Origin of the sequence: Alishewanella sp. BS5-314 (assembly GCF_025377695.1) — a bacterium.
GTDB lineage: Bacteria > Pseudomonadota > Gammaproteobacteria > Enterobacterales > Alteromonadaceae > Alishewanella > Alishewanella aestuarii.
In genome coordinates this window covers 296,343-313,361 of sequence record NZ_JACEHJ010000002.1, presented here as the reverse complement: position 1 = coordinate 313,361, position 17,019 = coordinate 296,343, and the positions used below count along the sequence as shown (strand labels likewise).

General features: G+C 51.1%; 18 protein-coding genes. All 18 read right to left on the bottom strand.

What is annotated here, in order from left to right:
- Position 1 precedes the first annotated feature (1 nt).
- A complete protein-coding gene (locus H1D31_RS05960; protein WP_261256918.1) occupies positions 2 to 973 on the bottom strand; it encodes an OmpA family protein in 972 nt (323 codons plus the stop codon).
- 3 nt (positions 974 to 976) lie between these two features.
- The gene (locus H1D31_RS05955) at positions 977 to 1,720 is read right to left on the bottom strand and encodes a flagellar motor protein (protein ID WP_261256916.1); all 744 of its coding nucleotides are present in this window, start codon (positions 1,718 to 1,720) and stop codon (positions 977 to 979) included.
- A complete protein-coding gene (locus tag H1D31_RS05950) occupies positions 1,713 to 2,870 on the bottom strand; it encodes a chemotaxis response regulator protein-glutamate methylesterase (RefSeq protein ID WP_008610005.1) in 1,158 nt (385 codons plus the stop codon). The genes H1D31_RS05955 and H1D31_RS05950 overlap by 8 nt, the downstream gene beginning before the upstream one ends.
- An 11-nt stretch (positions 2,871 to 2,881) precedes the next feature.
- Positions 2,882 to 5,044: a chemotaxis protein CheA gene (locus tag H1D31_RS05945; RefSeq protein WP_008610004.1), complete on the bottom strand. Its 2,163-nt coding sequence runs from the start codon at positions 5,042 to 5,044 to the stop codon at positions 2,882 to 2,884.
- 15 nt (positions 5,045 to 5,059) lie between these two features.
- Positions 5,060 to 5,809: a protein phosphatase CheZ gene (locus tag H1D31_RS05940; RefSeq protein ID WP_008610003.1), complete on the bottom strand. Its 750-nt coding sequence runs from the start codon at positions 5,807 to 5,809 to the stop codon at positions 5,060 to 5,062.
- A 26-nt stretch (positions 5,810 to 5,835) separates the two neighbouring features.
- Positions 5,836 to 6,219: a chemotaxis response regulator CheY gene (gene cheY, locus H1D31_RS05935; protein WP_039925588.1), complete on the bottom strand. Its 384-nt coding sequence runs from the start codon at positions 6,217 to 6,219 to the stop codon at positions 5,836 to 5,838.
- Positions 6,220 to 6,261: 42 nt separating this feature from the next.
- Positions 6,262 to 6,942: an RNA polymerase sigma factor FliA gene (locus H1D31_RS05930; protein ID WP_008610001.1), complete on the bottom strand. Its 681-nt coding sequence runs from the start codon at positions 6,940 to 6,942 to the stop codon at positions 6,262 to 6,264.
- 47 nt (positions 6,943 to 6,989) lie between these two features.
- A complete protein-coding gene (locus H1D31_RS05925; RefSeq protein WP_039925586.1) occupies positions 6,990 to 7,856 on the bottom strand; it encodes a MinD/ParA family protein in 867 nt (288 codons plus the stop codon).
- Entirely contained in the window at positions 7,849 to 9,231 is a 1,383-nt protein-coding gene (flhF, locus tag H1D31_RS05920) for a flagellar biosynthesis protein FlhF (RefSeq protein WP_008609999.1), read from the bottom strand. The genes H1D31_RS05925 and flhF overlap by 8 nt, the downstream gene beginning before the upstream one ends.
- Positions 9,232 to 9,240: 9 nt before the next feature.
- Positions 9,241 to 11,349, bottom strand: coding sequence for a flagellar biosynthesis protein FlhA (gene flhA, locus H1D31_RS05915; protein WP_261256909.1), 2,109 nt, complete (start codon positions 11,347 to 11,349; stop codon positions 9,241 to 9,243).
- A gap of 94 nt (positions 11,350 to 11,443) precedes the next feature.
- On the bottom strand, positions 11,444 to 12,574 hold the full coding sequence (flhB, locus tag H1D31_RS05910) for a flagellar biosynthesis protein FlhB (protein WP_261256906.1): 1,131 nt from the start codon (positions 12,572 to 12,574) through the stop codon (positions 11,444 to 11,446).
- A gap of 9 nt (positions 12,575 to 12,583) precedes the next feature.
- Positions 12,584 to 13,357, bottom strand: a complete 774-nt coding sequence (gene fliR / locus H1D31_RS05905; protein ID WP_261256904.1) for a flagellar biosynthetic protein FliR — start codon at positions 13,355 to 13,357, stop codon at positions 12,584 to 12,586.
- A gap of 8 nt (positions 13,358 to 13,365) precedes the next feature.
- Complete coding sequence (gene fliQ / locus H1D31_RS05900) at positions 13,366 to 13,635, bottom strand: flagellar biosynthesis protein FliQ (protein ID WP_008949674.1); 270 nt, start codon at positions 13,633 to 13,635, stop codon at positions 13,366 to 13,368.
- Positions 13,632 to 14,378 carry a flagellar type III secretion system pore protein FliP gene (gene fliP, locus H1D31_RS05895; protein WP_008949675.1) on the bottom strand — a complete coding sequence of 249 codons (747 nt, stop codon included), beginning with the start codon at positions 14,376 to 14,378 and terminating at the stop codon, positions 13,632 to 13,634. The genes fliQ and fliP overlap by 4 nt, the downstream gene beginning before the upstream one ends.
- An 8-nt stretch (positions 14,379 to 14,386) precedes the next feature.
- On the bottom strand, positions 14,387 to 15,004 hold the full coding sequence (gene fliO / locus H1D31_RS05890) for a flagellar biosynthetic protein FliO (RefSeq protein ID WP_261256899.1): 618 nt from the start codon (positions 15,002 to 15,004) through the stop codon (positions 14,387 to 14,389).
- Positions 15,004 to 15,381, bottom strand: a complete 378-nt coding sequence (gene fliN / locus H1D31_RS05885) for a flagellar motor switch protein FliN (protein ID WP_008609985.1) — start codon at positions 15,379 to 15,381, stop codon at positions 15,004 to 15,006. Before fliN ends, fliO begins: the two co-directional genes overlap by 1 nt.
- 5 nt (positions 15,382 to 15,386) lie before the next feature.
- Positions 15,387 to 16,475, bottom strand: coding sequence for a flagellar motor switch protein FliM (gene fliM / locus H1D31_RS05880; protein ID WP_008609984.1), 1,089 nt, complete (start codon positions 16,473 to 16,475; stop codon positions 15,387 to 15,389).
- 15 nt (positions 16,476 to 16,490) lie between these two features.
- Entirely contained in the window at positions 16,491 to 17,006 is a 516-nt protein-coding gene (gene fliL / locus H1D31_RS05875) for a flagellar basal body-associated protein FliL (protein WP_261256897.1), read from the bottom strand.
- Positions 17,007 to 17,019: the final 13 nt, after the last annotated feature.

Sequence of the window (17,019 nt, the reverse complement as noted above, 5' to 3'; positions counted from 1 at the left end):
GTTATGGATCCTGTTGTTCGGGTACCGCGTCGGGGTTATCACGACGGGTAGTGATCCGGATGCCGCCACCCGGCAGGCTAATCACCTGAATGGTTCCATCCTCGCTTTGTATATCGCCAGGCTGTGGCTCGGCGATGACTGCCGACAGCTCGGCAGGGCGCACATTATTATCAGGCCGGTAACCGTAGCGGGAAATCGCAATTTCTACCTTACGGTTGGCAGCCCGCCCCGCAGCCGTGCTGTTATCCGCGGTCGGATAATACTGGCCATACCCCTCTATCGCCATACGCTGCGGCGGCGTGCCCTGACTTTCCAGCAATCTGAGTACTGAGGTCGCCCGCGCCACCGACAGTTCCCAATTCGACGAGAATAGCTCATTCGCGATCGGTACATTATCAGTGTAGCCGCGTATGCGTAAAAAATTATTGATCGGGTTTATAATTTTACCAATTTCCTGCAGTACTACCCGTGCCGAATTGGTTGCAGCCGCACTGCCGGATGGGAACAGCAAGCCACTACTCAGTTCAATCACTAACCAGTCTTGCTCCAGTCGAACCTTGGCTAAACCCTGGTCCAACAGTTGCGTCAGCGACTGGGTGAGTTCCTGCTCCAGCGATTGTAGCGGACTTCCCAGATAATGCTGGCGAAGATCGGTCAACTCTTTGGCATCAGCTAATAGCTCCGGGCCTTTTGCCTGCTCTAATGAGCTGCCATAGCGTTCAAAGTCACTTTGCGGTGCAGTCTGAGTTAACACGCCAGCGCCGCTGAGGCCGGTTTCACTTTGCCGCGGTTTATCAAAAATCCGGGTCAAAGACTCTGTTAAAACACTGTATTCTTCCTGCTTTAACAGCGACAGGGCGTAGAGCACTACGAACAAGGCAAACATCAGGGTCATATAGTCAGCATAGGAAACCAACCAACGGTCAAGATCTTCGCGCTCTGTAGTTTGCTGGTGTCTGCGCTGCCGGTACATAGCTTAGCCCGGTAAATAGGATTGCAGTTTAGGCTCAATGGCTTTGGGATTCTGGCCCTGAGCGATAGAAACCAGCCCTTCAATAATTAGCTCGTGGTACAGGCTTTGCTGTTGGATCAGGTTTTTTAGCTTATTGCCTATCGGGATAAACACCAGGTTGGCAAAACCTACACCGTATATGGTTGCAACAAAGGCAGTGGCAATGCCTGCGCCGAGCAACTTGGGATCACTGATATTGGCCATCGCCTGGATCAATCCCAACACAGCACCAATAATGCCGATAGTCGGGCTGTAGCCCCCCATGGCTTCAAAGATTCTGGCACCGCGCAGTAAACGCTCGCGCTCCAGGCTAAGCTCGGCATCAAGCGTCGCTTGCAATTGCGCGGCATCGGCACCGTCAACCAGTAAGTTCAGCCCGCGATGTAAAAAGGGATCACTTTCCTGCAGCGCAGCATCTTCCAGAGATAAAAAACCATTCGCCCTGGCGGCAGAACCCCAATCGACAATCCGGCCGATGGTGCGTTTCACGGGTAAGCGCGAGGACTGAAACACCCAGGGTAACAGGCGAAAACCAAGTTGAAACTGGTTAAAAGGCGTCTGCAGCATCACGGCGCCGAGGGTACCACCGAACACGATGATAAAGGCCGGTAAATGCAGCAAGGTATCAACAGCACCGCCCTCCAGCATAAAGCCACCGGTCACGGCAAGCAGCGCCAGCAGCAGACCGCCAAGCGCCAGCTTATCCATGCTTTAATTCCTGCAGTATGCGGGTAGCGACATCTTCCAGACTTACTTCCTGATCCATTAAACCTGCTGCAGCAATGGCTTGCGGCATACCGTAAACCACGCAGCTGGCTTCATCCTGGGCCCAGATGGTAGCGCCCTGCTGTTTCAGTAGTCGGGCGCCTTCCCGGCCATCGGCGCCCATTCCGGTCAGTACTATTGCCAACACCTTGTCCTGGTATACGCGGGCAGCAGTGGCAAAGGTAATATCGACGCTGGGTTTAAAAGTGATCCGTGGCGAATCATCTTCTTTGATCCTTAAGCGTGCCTGACCTTCTGAACCTTCCACCAACATCTGCTTACCACCAGGTGCCAGATAGGCGACGCCGGGCCTTAACAGATCATTGTCTTCGGCTTCTTTTATTTCAATTTTGGCCAAACTATTCAGTCGCTGTGCAAAAGCTCCGGTAAAGGCGGCCGGCATATGCTGGATCAGAATAATCGGCAACGGGAAGGTCGCTGGCAACGCGGTCAGGATCCGTTGTAACGCGACAGGCCCGCCGGTCGAGGTACCGATAGCGACAATTTTATAATCCTTGCCACTAGCGCTGAAATGACTGCGTGGCGTTAAAGCCGGCCGTTCGAAACGACCGCGCTCTGCTGCCCCAGACTCCGTTGTCCGCTCTGCCGGTCTGCTACCAAGTGGCTGGCGCAGCGTACTGCTCTGGCTATTACGGGCTAAGGCTGAACTACTAAAGGTTGAACGCCCCAATGGCCTGCGTCTGGCTACCGCCCTGACCCGCTCGCGCAGTAATTCACCGGCTTCCTGTTTATCGCGGGCAATATCCTCAAATTTCTTTGGCAGAAAATCAACGGCACCGGCCTCCAGCGCATCGAGCGTGGCTTTAGCTCCCTCGTGGGTCAAAGAAGAGAACATCAGAATTGGAATACGCTGGACCTTTAAAATCTCACGCACTGCTGAAATGCCGTCTAAAACCGGCATTTCAATGTCCATGGTGATAACATCGGGTTTTAGTGCCAGCGCTTTTTCGACCGCTTCGCGGCCGTTCACTGCACTGTCGATAACTTCCAGCTCTGCATCAGCCGACAGGATCTCCTGTAACCGGCGGCGGAAAAAGCTGGAGTCATCAACGATTAATACCCTAATTGCCATAGATCACCTGCTTATCCATGCAGCTGCTTAAACTGTTCAAACTTAATTTTGGATTTTTTAGCATAATGCTTAAGCAAGTTAGGCACATCCAGAATTAGCGCAATACCACCATCAGAAGTAATGGTCGCGCCAGCCATACCCGGTGTTCCCTGCAACAGGGCGTCCAGCGCTTTAATCACAACCTCTTCCTGACCAATCAACTGATCAACCACAAAACCGACCTGCTGTTGACCAATTTGCACTATGACCACATGACCTTGGGCCCGACGCAGTTTTTTATCCGAGTTTTTCACCAGCCAGTGCTCGAGGTAGAACAATGGAATGGCTTTGTTGCGAACAACAATTGTTAGCTGACCGTCAACAATATTGGTTTTTGCCAGATCGAGGTGGAAAATTTCACTCACACCTGCCAGAGGTAAGGCAAAGGTTTGCTTACCGACAATTACCATTAGCGTTGGCAGGATCGCCAGCGTCAGAGGTACCTTGATTTCCAGCAAGGTACCCTCACCCAGTTTGGAGTGAATATGCACAGTACCGTTGAGTTGGGTGATCTTGGTTTTCACCACATCCATACCGACACCGCGGCCGGATATATCTGAGATCTGTTCTTTGGTTGAAAAACCCGGTGCGAAAATCAGGTTAAAGGCATCGGTATCTGACATCCGCGCTGCAGTATCGGCATCAATAACGCCGCGCTTGATCGCCAGGTTTTTCAGCTTCTCCGGATCCATACCGGCGCCATCGTCCTGAATTGTCAGCAGGATATGGTCACCGGCTTGTTGCGCGGCTAACTTGACCACACCTGTACGCGACTTACCGGCAGCCTGACGCACATCTGGTAATTCAATACCATGGTCAACCGAGTTTCGCACTAAATGCACCAATGGGTCGGCCAATGCTTCGACCAGGTTCTTATCCAGATCGGTCTCTTCACCTTCCAGCACCAGATCGATATCTTTTTTTAGTGAACGGGCGAGATCGCGCACCACGCGCGGGAAACGGCCAAATACTTTCTTAATTGGCTGCATTCGCGTTTTCATTACCGCGCCCTGAATATCGGCAGTCACCACATCCAGGTTAGCAATGGCTTTACTCATTTCCTCGTTTTGCGCAGAGCCCGATAAACTGACCAGCCGGTTTCTGACTAATACCAGTTCGCCGACCATATTCATAATCTGGTCCAGGCGTTTAGTATCAACCCGCACCGTAGTCTCTGCTGCGACGGCACCTTTATCTGCCGCAGCGGCATTACCGGCAGCTGGTGCAACCGGTGCCTCTGTGGCTTTGACCGGCGCGGCAGCAGGAGCGGCAACCGGTGCTGGCGGCGGAACTTCTGCTTTAGCCGCTGCCGGGGTTACTGGCGCCTTGCCTTTGCCGTGCAGCTGATCCAACAGGGCTTCAAACTCGTCATCAGTAATTTCATCAGCCTTGGCCGCGGGCGCGGCCGGCTCAGTAGCTGTCACAGCTGGTGCAGCAGGCACTTCCGGCTTAAAGCTCCCCTTGCCATGCAGCTGGTCAAGTAAGGCTTCAAACTCATCATCAGTAATATCATCGCCTGCGCTCACTGGCGCCGCTGGCGCACTGGCAGCCACTTCGGTGCGACCAGGAGCGGCCGAACCGTGTAACTCATCGAGCATACGCTCAAATTCATCCTCGGTGATGCTATCGACATCATCGCTATCGGGTGAAGCGGTTGGTTGCTGTACCTTTGTAACCTGTGGCGCAACCGGAGCTGTAACCGCAGGTGCAGCCTTGGCTGCCTGAGGTGCTGCCTCGCCGGGTGTTTCCGGCTCGGAATAGAAATGCAGTGCCGCTAATAGCTGAGGATCGGCCGGGGTCAACGGCTGACGTGCTTTCACCTCAGTAAACATTTCATTGACCACATCCAGAGCCTGTAAGATCACATCCATCAGCTCGGGGGTGATACTGCGCTTACCGGTGCGAAGTATATCAAACACGTTTTCAGCGCCGTGACAGGCATCAACTAATTCGGTCAGTGACAGGAAACCAGCCCCACCTTTTACTGTATGGAAACCACGGAAAATGGCATTTAACAGAGCAGTGTCATGAGGGTTATTCTCAAGCTCGACCAGCTGTTCCTGCAACAACTCTAGTATTTCACCGGCTTCGACCAGAAAATCCTGGAGGATGTCTTCATCCATATCAAAACTCATCAGTAAACACCTCTGTTAAAAACCTAAGCTCGACAGTAAGTCATCCACATCGTCCTGACCACTGACGACATCATTGCGGCCTTCTTTATCAATAATAGGCCCCTCAGCTTCATTAGCTTCAATCTTTCGTTTGGCAGCTTTGGGTTCCATTACCTGCACGTTACTGTTACCAAAAGCAGTAAGCAGGCCGATCAGGCTCTCTTCGACTTCACGGACTAATTCGATGACCCGGCGTAAAATCTGACCGGTTAAATCCTGATAATCCTGCGCCATTAATACGTCAGTCAATAATTGATTCAGTCGGTTTGACTCCGTCACCGTCTCTGCCAGAAAAGCATCAATGCCATGACAGAGGGTTTTGAATTCACCCAATTCCAGATCGCGCTTCATCAGTTTCTGCCATCTTGGCAACAACTGATTTAGTTGCTGACTGATTTGATCGGCAATAGGTAAGCATGACTCTACGGCATCCATAGTCCGGTTAGCCGCTTGCTCAGTCATATCAATAACGTGGTTAAGGCGCTTTTTGGCATCGGGGATATCTTCAACCAAAATATTGTTTAGCGAGGGATCAATCTGAAAGTTTTTCAATGACTCGTGTAATTGCCGGGTCAGTTTGCCAACCTCGGCAAATAATTCCGACGAGCCGGGCATACCGAGTTGCTGTACCAATTGGTTGGCGATGTCCTGCTCGCCCATCTCCAACAGTTGTACCAGCTCTCTGGCTTGGTCTAGCGTGATTAACGGAGCCGAATTGGCAGACATGGCGTCACTCCTTGGTCAGCTCCGGCTTAGCCGATCCGTTCGAATACTTTCGCCAGCTTTTCCTGTAATGTTGCTGCAGTAAAAGGTTTGACGATATAGCCATTCACGCCAGCCTGAGCGGCAGCAATAATCTGCTCTTTCTTGGCTTCGGCAGTCACCATCAATACCGGTATATGCTTAAGTTTCGCATCTGCCCGGATCGCACGTAGCAGGTCAATCCCCTGCATCCCAGGCATATTCCAGTCGGTTACCACGAAATCAAAATCGCCATTCTGCAACATCGGCAAAGCCGTGCTGCCGTCATCCGCTTCTGAAATATTGGTAAAGCCTAAATCGCGTAACAGGTTCTTGATGATCCGTCTCATGGTCGAAAAATCGTCGACTACGAGAATCTTCATATTCTTATCCAAAGTCCCCTCCGAAGAGCACGTCATCCCATTATTCAGGATACACTACAACCAAGCCTGCATTCGGGCTTTTAACCGCACTAATGCCTGACTATGAATCTGACTGACCCGGGACTCACTGACATCCAGTACAGCCCCAATTTCTTTTAAGTTTAGTTCGTCATTATAATACAGTGATAAGACTAATGCCTCTCGCTCCGGCAAACTACTGATATGTTTCACCAGTGCCGCGTTAAACGCCTCATTAGCCTGCTCATGGTACAGCTGATCGGTATCTGAATCCTCAGCCGTCACCAAAACATCTTCGGAGATACCGAGGTCTTCGATGCCGATAATCCGACCCGAACTCACATCACTAAGCATATGATGATATTCATCTAAAGAGATAGCAAGTTTTTCTGCAACTTCATAATCACGAACATCACGCCCAAGTTGAGCTTCGAGCTCAGCAATGGTATCGGCGATTAAGCGGGCATTACGATGCACCGAGCGCGGCGTCCAGTCGCCACGCCTTATTTCATCTAGCATGGCACCCCGAATACGAATGCCGGCAAAGGTTTCAAAACTGGCCCCTTTGCTACCATCAAAATTTTTGGCGGCTTCAATTAAGCCAATCATACCGGATTGGATCAGGTCATCGGCCTGTACGCTGGCCGGTAGCCGGGCTAATAAATGATAGGCGATGCGTTTGACCAGTGGTGCATGGCGCTCCACTAGTTGCTGCATGTGATCAATACCACCATATGCGGCCAACTTACTGTTCAAAGAACCCCCTACTCAGATTGTGGCTGGACAAGCTGCTCCAGAAAAAACTCCAAATGGCCGGAAGCATTTTCAGGCAAAGGCCACTTAGCTGCTTTTAGCGCCAGCGCTTTCACCGCCATACTGGCTGCGGTGGTTGGGTAAGCATCAATAAAGGCTTTTTGTTTACGCGCCGCCCGGCGGACATTTTCATCCTGCGGTACGGTTGCAACCAGCTCCAGCGTTACATCCAGAAAACGGTCTGTTACCCGGGTTAGTTTAGCAAATAATTCCAGACCTTCTTTGCTACTTCGCACCATATTGGCAACTATTTTAAATTTTTCAACACCGTGGTCGCGGCTGAGGATTTTCATTAACGCATAAGCATCAGTGATGGATGACGGTTCATCGCAAACCACCACCAACACATCCTGCGAGGCGCGGGAAAAGCTGAGCACCATGTCGGAAATTCCGGCAGCCGTGTCAACCAATAACACGTCGATCGGCGTTTCCAGCTCGCTGAAGGCACGGATTAGGCTGGCATGCTCCACCGGCGATAATTCAGTCATATCCTGATTACCCGAGGTGGCGGGGACAATTTTAATGCCAAAAGGGCCTTCTACCAGAATATCGTCCAGACTGGCTTTACCACTTAATACGTGAGAAAGATTGCGTTCAACCCGCAAACCCAGCATCACGTCACAATTTGCCAAACCCAGATCAGCATCCAGCACCAGGACTTTCTTGCCCATTTGCGCCAATGCCATCGCCAGGTTCAGCGTGATATTAGTTTTTCCGACCCCGCCCTTACCACCGGTAACGGAGATCACTTTTACTTTTTGTCTATTCATGCGTCTGAGGCCGCTGGCCTGATCTTCTGCTATTGACTTCTTATGCATATAAGGCATCCGTCTGCTCTTGCGGATACCACTGATGAGCTGGTTGGCTATGCGCCAGACGTAACTGTTCGGCATTATCGACCAGTGTCTGCGCATCAGCGATCTGTAAATCTTCCGGCACCCGTTGGCCATCGGTCAGATAGCTAATGGGTAGCGCATGCTGGATAGCGATATTTAACGCTTCTCCCAGGCTGAGACACTCGTCCAGCTTAGTAAAAATACAGCCTGCCAGTGGCAAACGTTTAAATTGCAGCACGGTTTCCTGCATCACCCGGGCCTGCGCTGTCGCTGACAATACCAGATAACTGCGAATTTTGACACGGGTGTTGTGCACCAGTGACGCCAGCTGCTCAGCCAGTCGTAGATCGCGCTGGCTCATGCCGGCAGTGTCAATCAGGATCAGTTTACGTTGTTGTAGTTGATTCAACAAGATAGATAATTCTTCACTGTCTTTAGCCTGCTTAACCGGACAGCCAATAATACGACCAAAGGTCGCTAACTGCTCAAAGGCACCAATGCGGAAACAATCGGTGGTAATTAACGCGACCTGATCGGTACCGTGACGTTTGGCAAAGGCTGCGGCCAACTTGGCTACGGTGGTAGTTTTACCTACGCCGGTAGGGCCGACCAGCGCCACCACGCCACCGCGGCGCAAAATATCGTCCTGAGTAGTACTCACCTGGCCAGCCAGTAACTCGAGCGCAGTTTGCCAGGCATCCTGCGTATTTAAATCTTCCGGCATAAAACACGCCAGTTGATCGGCGACCAGCTCTGATAAACCGAGCTGACGCAGATTTTCAATGACCAGTGCCCGCACCGGCTCACGCCGCGCCAGTTCCTGCCACATCAGGCCAGATACCTGATGCTGCAGCAATTGCCGCATCGACAACATCTCAGCCTGCATCTTGCTAAACTGCTGTTGCATCAGCTCAGCCTGTTGTTGTTGCAGTTTACTGATTTCCTGCCATTGCGGCGCTGGGGTCGCAGCGACAGGATTTTGACGTTCGAACTGACTGGCTTTTTGCAGCGTGGGTTTGGGCGCAGCGCTGGCAGCTTTTGGCGCGTCCGGCACTTGCCCTTGCTTTTGCATTTGACGCTCCAGCAAGGCACGTAGTGAATCTGCTGGCTCTGCTTCGTCGGTAATGGCCAGATTAACTCTGGGTTCATTGCGCTTAGCCGGAGGTGTAATGTCTTCGACCTGTGCAGCAGCAACTTTAGCTTTCGGGACAGCCGGCTCAGCATCAATGGCGGCAACGATTTCCACGCCTTCAGCGACTTTTTTATTGGACAGGATAATGGCGTCCGGTCCAAGGAACTCCTTAACGTCGGCTAGGGCACTGCGCATATCTTTGGCAACAAAGCGTTTAATTTTCATGAGTTACTCCTAGTTCGACTGACCGATGACACTGACAATGCGGATCTGCTTATCGTCCGGAATTTCCTGATACGACAACACCCGTAATCCTGGAATGGTGTACTTCACAAATCGTGCCATCACTGAGCGTAAAATTCCTGACGTCAGCATCACCGCACTTTCACCGGTTAATTCCTGGTTCTGATGAGCTTCCTGCAGCGACTGTTGAATGCGATCGGCCAACCCCGGTTCTATACCAGCGCCATCATTACCCGCGGCCTGCATTGATTGATGCAGCATTTGCTCCAGTTCAGGTGCAAAGGTAATAACCGGAATTTCCTGCTTGCTACCAACGACCTCTTGCACAATTAGCCGGCGCAGAGCAATCCGGCAAGCGGCGGTAAGGACGTCAATATCCTGACTCTTAGCCCCGTACTCGACCAGGGTTTGCACTATGGTACGCATATCGCGGATCGGCACCCCTTCGTGTAACAGATTCTGCAATACCTTCACCACTGCGGTCAGCGGTAGCGTATCGGGTACCAGCCCCTCGACCAGCTTCGGAGAATGCTTACCGAGCATATCCAGCAGATTTTGTACTTCCTCATGTCCCAGTAAACTGGCCGCATTATTGGTCAGGATCTGACTGAGATGGGTCGCCACTACCGTTGCGGCATCCACCACGGTGTAGCCCAGTGTCTGCGCATGTTCACGCTGATCTTTGCTGATCCAGACCGCATCCAGACCAAACGCCGGATCCCGGGTCGCAATCCCCTTCACCGTGCCAAATACCTGACCAGGGTTGATTGCCAGCTCATTATCATGACGCAGCTCCCCTTCACCATTGGTGACCCCCATCAAGGCCACCCGATAGCTGTTTGGCTCCAAATCCAGATTGTCGCGGATATGTACCGGCGGGATCAGAAACCCCAGCTCCTGGGATAACTTTTTCCTTACCCCTTTGATCCGGTTTAACAGCTCACCACCCTGCGCTTTGTCAACCAGCGGGATCAAGCGATAGCCAACTTCAAGCCCAATCACATCAACACCTTGCACGTCATCCCAGCCAATTTCTTTTACCGGCTGCACATCACTCATCGCATTGCTGGCACTGGTTGGTCGCTGCATTAACTGGGCAGCCTTAGTGGTTGCTAATTTTTTGGTGTACCAGGCCACACCACCTAAAAGCGCCGCCAGTGAAAGAAAAGCGAAATGCGGCATGCCAGGGACTATGCCCATTAACGTCATCACGCCTGCGGCGACAAAGAGCACATGGGTATTATCGCCAAGCTGACTTTGCATCTCTTTGCCAAGGTCACCTTCTTTATTCTGACGGGTAACAATGATGGCGGTACCGATTGACAACAGCAGGCCGGGGATTTGGGCCACCAGGCCATCACCGATGGTCAGCAAGGTATAGATTTCCATCGCCTGGCTAAAACTGAGGCCATGCTGCACCATACCGATAAAAATACCGCCGACCAGATTAATCACCAGAATCACAATACCGGCAATGGCATCACCCTTTACAAACTTACTGGCACCGTCCATCGAGCCATAGAAATCGGCCTCACTGGTCACTTCTTCCCGTCGCTTGCGTGCTTCTTCCTGGGTAATCAAACCTGAGTTTAGATCGGCATCAATCGCCATTTGCTTACCCGGCATCGCATCCAGGGTAAAACGGGCTGATACTTCGGCAATTCGACCAGCACCCTTGGTAACGACGACAAAGTTGATAATAATCAGGATCAGAAACACCACTATACCCACGGCATAGTTGCCGCCGATGACCACTGAACCAAAGGCTTCAATCACGGCCCCGGCTGCATCACCGCCATTATGACCCTCCAGCAGTACGACACGGGTACTGGCGACGTTCAGTGCCAGACGCAGAATAGTGGCAACCAGCAGTACGCTGGGGAAAATACCGAAATCCAGTGGTCTGCCGGTATAAATGGTGACCAGTAATACCACCAGCGCCAATGCAATATTGAAGGAAAACAGGATATCCAGCATCAGCGGTGGCAACGGCAACACGATCATTGCCAGAGCGGCCAGAATCAATAAAGGCGTCCCGATCCCTTTAAGATGTTGCAGCTGAGCTTTATCAAATTTACTGAAATACTGGGCAAATTGCATGAGCGACCTGACAAGGTATTGACACTAACCCGTGTTTCAGCAAGAACTATTCCAGTCTGTTAGTCTGCTGTACTAAGTGCTGAAAATTGCAGCGTTAGTGGCGCACCTCTGGCGGGATTGGCAACTCTTTAGCCAACGCTTTAGGTCTGCTACCCTTACCTTTGCGGTACAGGTTAAGCTGATAAACATAGGCCAGTACCTGGGCTACTGCGGCGAACAATTGCTCCGGGATTGGATGGTCAAGCTTGGTAGTGTAATAAATAGACCGCGCCAGTGCGGGTGATTCAATCACCGGGATCTTATGCTCTCTGGCGATATTACGGATATACATCGCGACCTCATCCACGCCTTTCGCAACCACGGCCGGGGCGCGGAACTTGCCTTGATCATACTTCAGCGCCACGGCATAGTGTGTCGGGTTGGTGACGATAACATCCGCTGTCGGTACTTGCTGCATCATCCGCTTCATCGACATCTGCATCTGGGTGCGGCGGATCCGGGCTTTGATCTCCGGACTACCTTCAGAGTTTTTGTGTTCGTCTTTGATTTCCTGCAACGACATTTTCAGCTGCTCGGTGTGATGCCACTTTTGATACGGGGCATCGACCAGCGCTATTACCGAGATACTGGCGCACAGCCCTAAAAACAACCAACCGAGAAAGTAGAGTGCTGATTCAATATTATTTGGCTCACTCATTAGTGACAGCGCCATAATATCCATAAAGAACAGCTTCAGTAGCAAATAGGCAATCCCGACCACTACCGCTACTTTTAAAATGCTTTTGCCAAGCTCCATTAATGCCTGCAAGCCAAACATCCGTTTAAAACCTTTTAACGGACTCATTTTACTGGCCTTAGGCGCCGCCGCCTCCCAGCTAAAGTTATAGCCACCTAACAGAATATTGCCGATAAAAGCCGCAATCAGGATCAGTAAAAAAATGCCGGCCAAAGGTGCCGCCAGCTCTCTGCCGGCGTCTCCCCAGGCGGTAAACATACTATTGGTTTCAAAGATATCTTTTTGGTCTAAACGCATCAGCCGTTGGCCGATGTTTAACATCGCCATCGCTAACATCTTACCAAAAATCAGTAAGGCGGCGGCGCTGCCAATTAAAACAAAAGCCGTGCCAAGGTCTTTTGAGCGGGCGATCTGGCCCTTTTTCGCTGCGTCTTGCAGCTTCTTGGGCGTGGGCTGTTCGGTTTTTTCGGCGCCGGAATCTTCTGCCATGTCAGCCTCCTAACAGCCTATCAGCCGGCAGCTATAGTCGATGACATGCTCCCACTGCTTTTCGTAATGAAATAGGAAGGTATCCAGCGTCAGCCATAAAATCAGTAAACCGGATAGCATGGTGATTGGAAAACCAATCGAGAAAATATTTAACTGCGGCGCGGCGCGGGTCATAATACCAAAGGACAGATTCACCACCAGCATGGCGACAATAGGTGCCAGTGCGATAGCCAGGGCGGTAGCAAACATCCAGCCACCGAATTCGATAATGGTCCAGTAACTGGTTACGTCCCACCATTGACCATTGATCGGCAGCGTCTCAAAACTGAATACCAGCATTTGGATCATAATCAGGTGGCCGTTAAAGACAAAGAACAGCAAGGTAGCCAGGATCAGATAAAACTGACCAATAGCTGGCACCGAAATCCCGCTGGCCGGATCTGCCATCGAAGCAAAAGCTAAACCAGTTTGGGTTGCCAATAACTGCCCCGCTAAAATAAAAGTATTGATAAACATCAGCGAGATAAAGCCCAGTGCAAAGCCGATGGTCAGCTGCAGCAATACCTCCAGTAACATCGCAAATGAAATGAGATCAGGATAGATAGTTTTCGGCAGCATCGGCATCATCACTAAGGTGATCAATACCACCAGCGCGGTTTTGATCCGGGTTGGAATAGTGCGCACGCCCAAACCAGCCATAATCATCAGCATGCCGGAGACCCGACACAGCGGCAGTAAAAAATCCGCTATGGTCTGCATCAGGGTTGCCATCAGAATTTCCATTGGCTGACCTAACCGACAACCTGCGGAATGCTTTGATACAGCTCAGTGGTGTAATCCATAATTACCCGCACTAACCAATGACCGCCAAAGATTAACGCCAACAGCGTAACGATTAACCGCGGTAAAAAGCTCAGCGTTTGTTCGTTAATCGAGGTCGCAGCCTGAAATACCGCCACGATCAGACCAACAAAGAGTGATGGCAGAATAATGGCACTTACCAGCAGGATCACGATAAATAACGAGTCCCGCAACACATCAACAAAGGTTTCCGGACTCATGTGCCAACTCCATAACTGGTCGCCAGGGTGCCCATCACCAGGATCCAGCCGTCAACCAGTACAAACATCATCAGTTTAAACGGCAACGAGATAATCATTGGCGATAGCATCATCATACCCATCGCCATCAGTACGCTCGCCACCACCAAATCAATAATCAGAAATGGGATAAATAACATAAAACCAATCTGAAACGCCGTTTTCAGCTCGCTGGTGACAAAGGCGGGTACCACCACGGTCATCGGGTAGTCCTGCGGATTTTCCGCAACCTCTAAACCGGCGATCTGAGCAAAGGTATCCAGATCTCTTACCCGGGTCTGATGCAGCATAAAGGCTTTTAACGGCACTATGGCTGCATCCAGTGCCTGCACCGGGTTTAGGGTTTCTTCCAGATAAGGTTGAATCGCCTGTTCATTAATAGATTTAAACACCGGCGCCATGATAAAGAACGTCAGGAATAGCGTGATACCAATTAGCACCTGGTTGGAAGGGGTTTGTTGTAAGCCTATCGCCTGACGCAGAATAGCCAGCACCACTATGATGCGGGTAAAGCTGGTCATCATAATGACCATCGCCGGAATAAAGCTCAGCGCCGTCATAATGGCCAGCACCTGCAGCGTCACGCTGTAGGACTGAGAACCATCAGGATTAGTCGTGACCGTAACGGCCGATAAGGTGCCGTTATCGGCCAGCAGTTGTGGGCTTAACAGCACCAGCAACAGAATAAACAACACTCGCAGCATGCCAACTTCTATTTTTTCAGGAATGACTGCAGCTGTGTATGAAAATCTGATGCCAACTTTTCTTCAGGAAGTGGATTTTCTAATTCAAAGAGGAAATTAACACTATGTGGAGTGACGCCAATCACCCGCTGTTTTCCTTGTATTTCAATAACTAACAGCCTTTCTCGCTGCCCCAGTGGCATAGCCGTTACCACCTTGATATGGCGTCCACCGGGCAAGCGTAGCGTCAATTTCTTGAATAACCAGCCCAAACCCAGTACCAGTAAAATAACCAGCGTCAGAGAACTGGCTATTTGCAGTATTGTCATCGGCGAACTGCGTTGCTCACTGCCCGGATTAAGCACCGCGCTGCGCTCGGTGAACTGATTCGGACCAGTAGCTGGTGTGGCGGTCTTACTGGCAGTGGCTGGCGCAGGCGCACTACTCTGCTCATCTTTTGCCGGCTCTGCCGACTCGGATGCCGGGGTTTCGACTACCGGCTCTACCGTTTCCATCTGCTGCGTTGCTGCCTGCACTACGGCTGTCGGATTACCAGTTTCAGGCGATATTGCCTGCACAGCACTAGCAGAGAGTAGCACTGCCAACAACACGCCTTTACTCAAAGATCTGCAATCAGTATTGGCCATTAACGTAACTTCTTAATACGTTCGATTTGACTGATTACATCAGTAAGACGGATACCGAATTTATCGTTAACCACCACCACCTCACCGTGCGCGATCAGGGTACCGTTTACCAATACATCCAATGGCTCACCGGCGATACGGTCCAACTCCACTACCGAGCCCTGGTTTAGCTGCAACAAATTGCGAATACTGATTTTAGAGCGTCCGACTTCCATCGAAATGGTAACCGGAATATCCAGGATTGTATCCAGCTTGCGCCTGTCCACCTCAGAACTTTTATCATCGCTCAGCTCTTCCAGCTCAACCGCTTTAGCACCGCCTTCGGCTTCCGCCATTGCGGCTGCCCATTCATCCATGGTGTCCTGATCATTTGCCATCTTCGTTACCTTCTGTCTCGTTCGCTGATATTTAAATCAGCCTCTAATTCTAAAATATCGGCATCGTTATCCAGGCGCCTGCCGCCCTTGGTAAAGACCTGCATTTCGGATTTCGCCGACTCTGGCCGCTTAATTTTCTCGGTGATCTTCAGCGCTACATTGTCCCGTGAGCGGCCAAGCTTAGCGCGGAAGGTGGGTAAGTCCTCGATTAATACCGTGATATGCTCCGGGATCTCTACCGGGATAATGTCACCGGCTTTCAGCTCCATAATGTCACGCAAGGTCAAGTCCACGTCCAGCATCTTGGTACTGAGGTCAACTTTCACATCCATAATCTCGTCACGCAGCGCTTTTGACCAGCGTAGATCCGTATCTTCCTTATCGCTCTGCACACCCGCATCCAGCAGTTCGCGGATCGGTTCCAACATCGAATACGGCAAGGTGACATGAAAATCGCCGCCACCACCGTCCAGTTCGATATGGAAGGAGCTAATCACCACCACTTCTGTCGGGCTGACGATATTCGCCATTGCCGGGTTGACTTCAGAGTCCAGATACTCGAACGAGACATCCATTACCGGTGCCCAGGCTTCTTTGTAATCTTCAAAAATCAGTTTTAACAGCATTTGAATAATACGCCGCTCTGTTGGCGTAAATTCGCGGCCTTCAATCTTGGCGTGATAACGACCATCACCACCAAAGAAGTTATCTACCAGAATGAACACCAAACGCGCTTCCATGGTGATCAGGCCGGTACCTTTTAATGGCCGGAACCGCACCATATTTAAGCTGGTCGGTACAAACAGGGTATGAACATATTCGCCGAATTTGATCATCTGCACGCCGTTGATTGACACCTCGGCAGTGCGGCGCATCATATTAAACAAACTGATCCGCATATGGCGGGCAAACCGCTCGTTTACCATTTCCAGCGTAGGCATACGACCACGAACGATACGGTCGTGGGATGAGAAGTCAAACTGCACCGTGCGCCCGCCATCGGCGCCATCGCTGCTATCTACTTCTTCTTCTTCGACTTCATCGACGCCATGTAACAGCGCATCAATTTCATCCTGCGATAGTAAGTCAGACACTGTTATTCACTCTTGTTATTGCATCACAAAACCGGTAAACAAAACTTCTGCGACGACAGCACTGCCCACCACATCCAGCATCGCGGTTTGCAAATCGATCAGCGCTTTGTTCTTTAATTGTTCTTTCCCGGTTGACGTTATTAATTCATCAGCACTGGCGGTACTAAAGGTCGCCAGTAAAGTTCCTTCAATTAATGGGATATGCCGCATCGCCAGCGCCTGATTGGCATCGCCACGGACCATCAGTTGCACCCGGATCTGTACCAACCGATCCCGGTTTGCCCCCGCAACATTAAATACGAAAGGTCGTGGCATCTGCACATAAAGCGCCGAGCCCTGCGCCACGGTTGGGCCAGCGCCAGCTTCAGTGCCAGCTTGCTCGCTAGTGACTGGGGCACTGCTATCACCGCCACTTAACAGAAAAAATGCCACCACCGCCAATACCAGCAGCAGGCCGGCAGCTGCGCCGATAATGATCAGTTTTTTCTTTTTTGCGCCCTGATCGACCAATTCCAGTTCATTTTCCGCCATACCACGGCTCCCT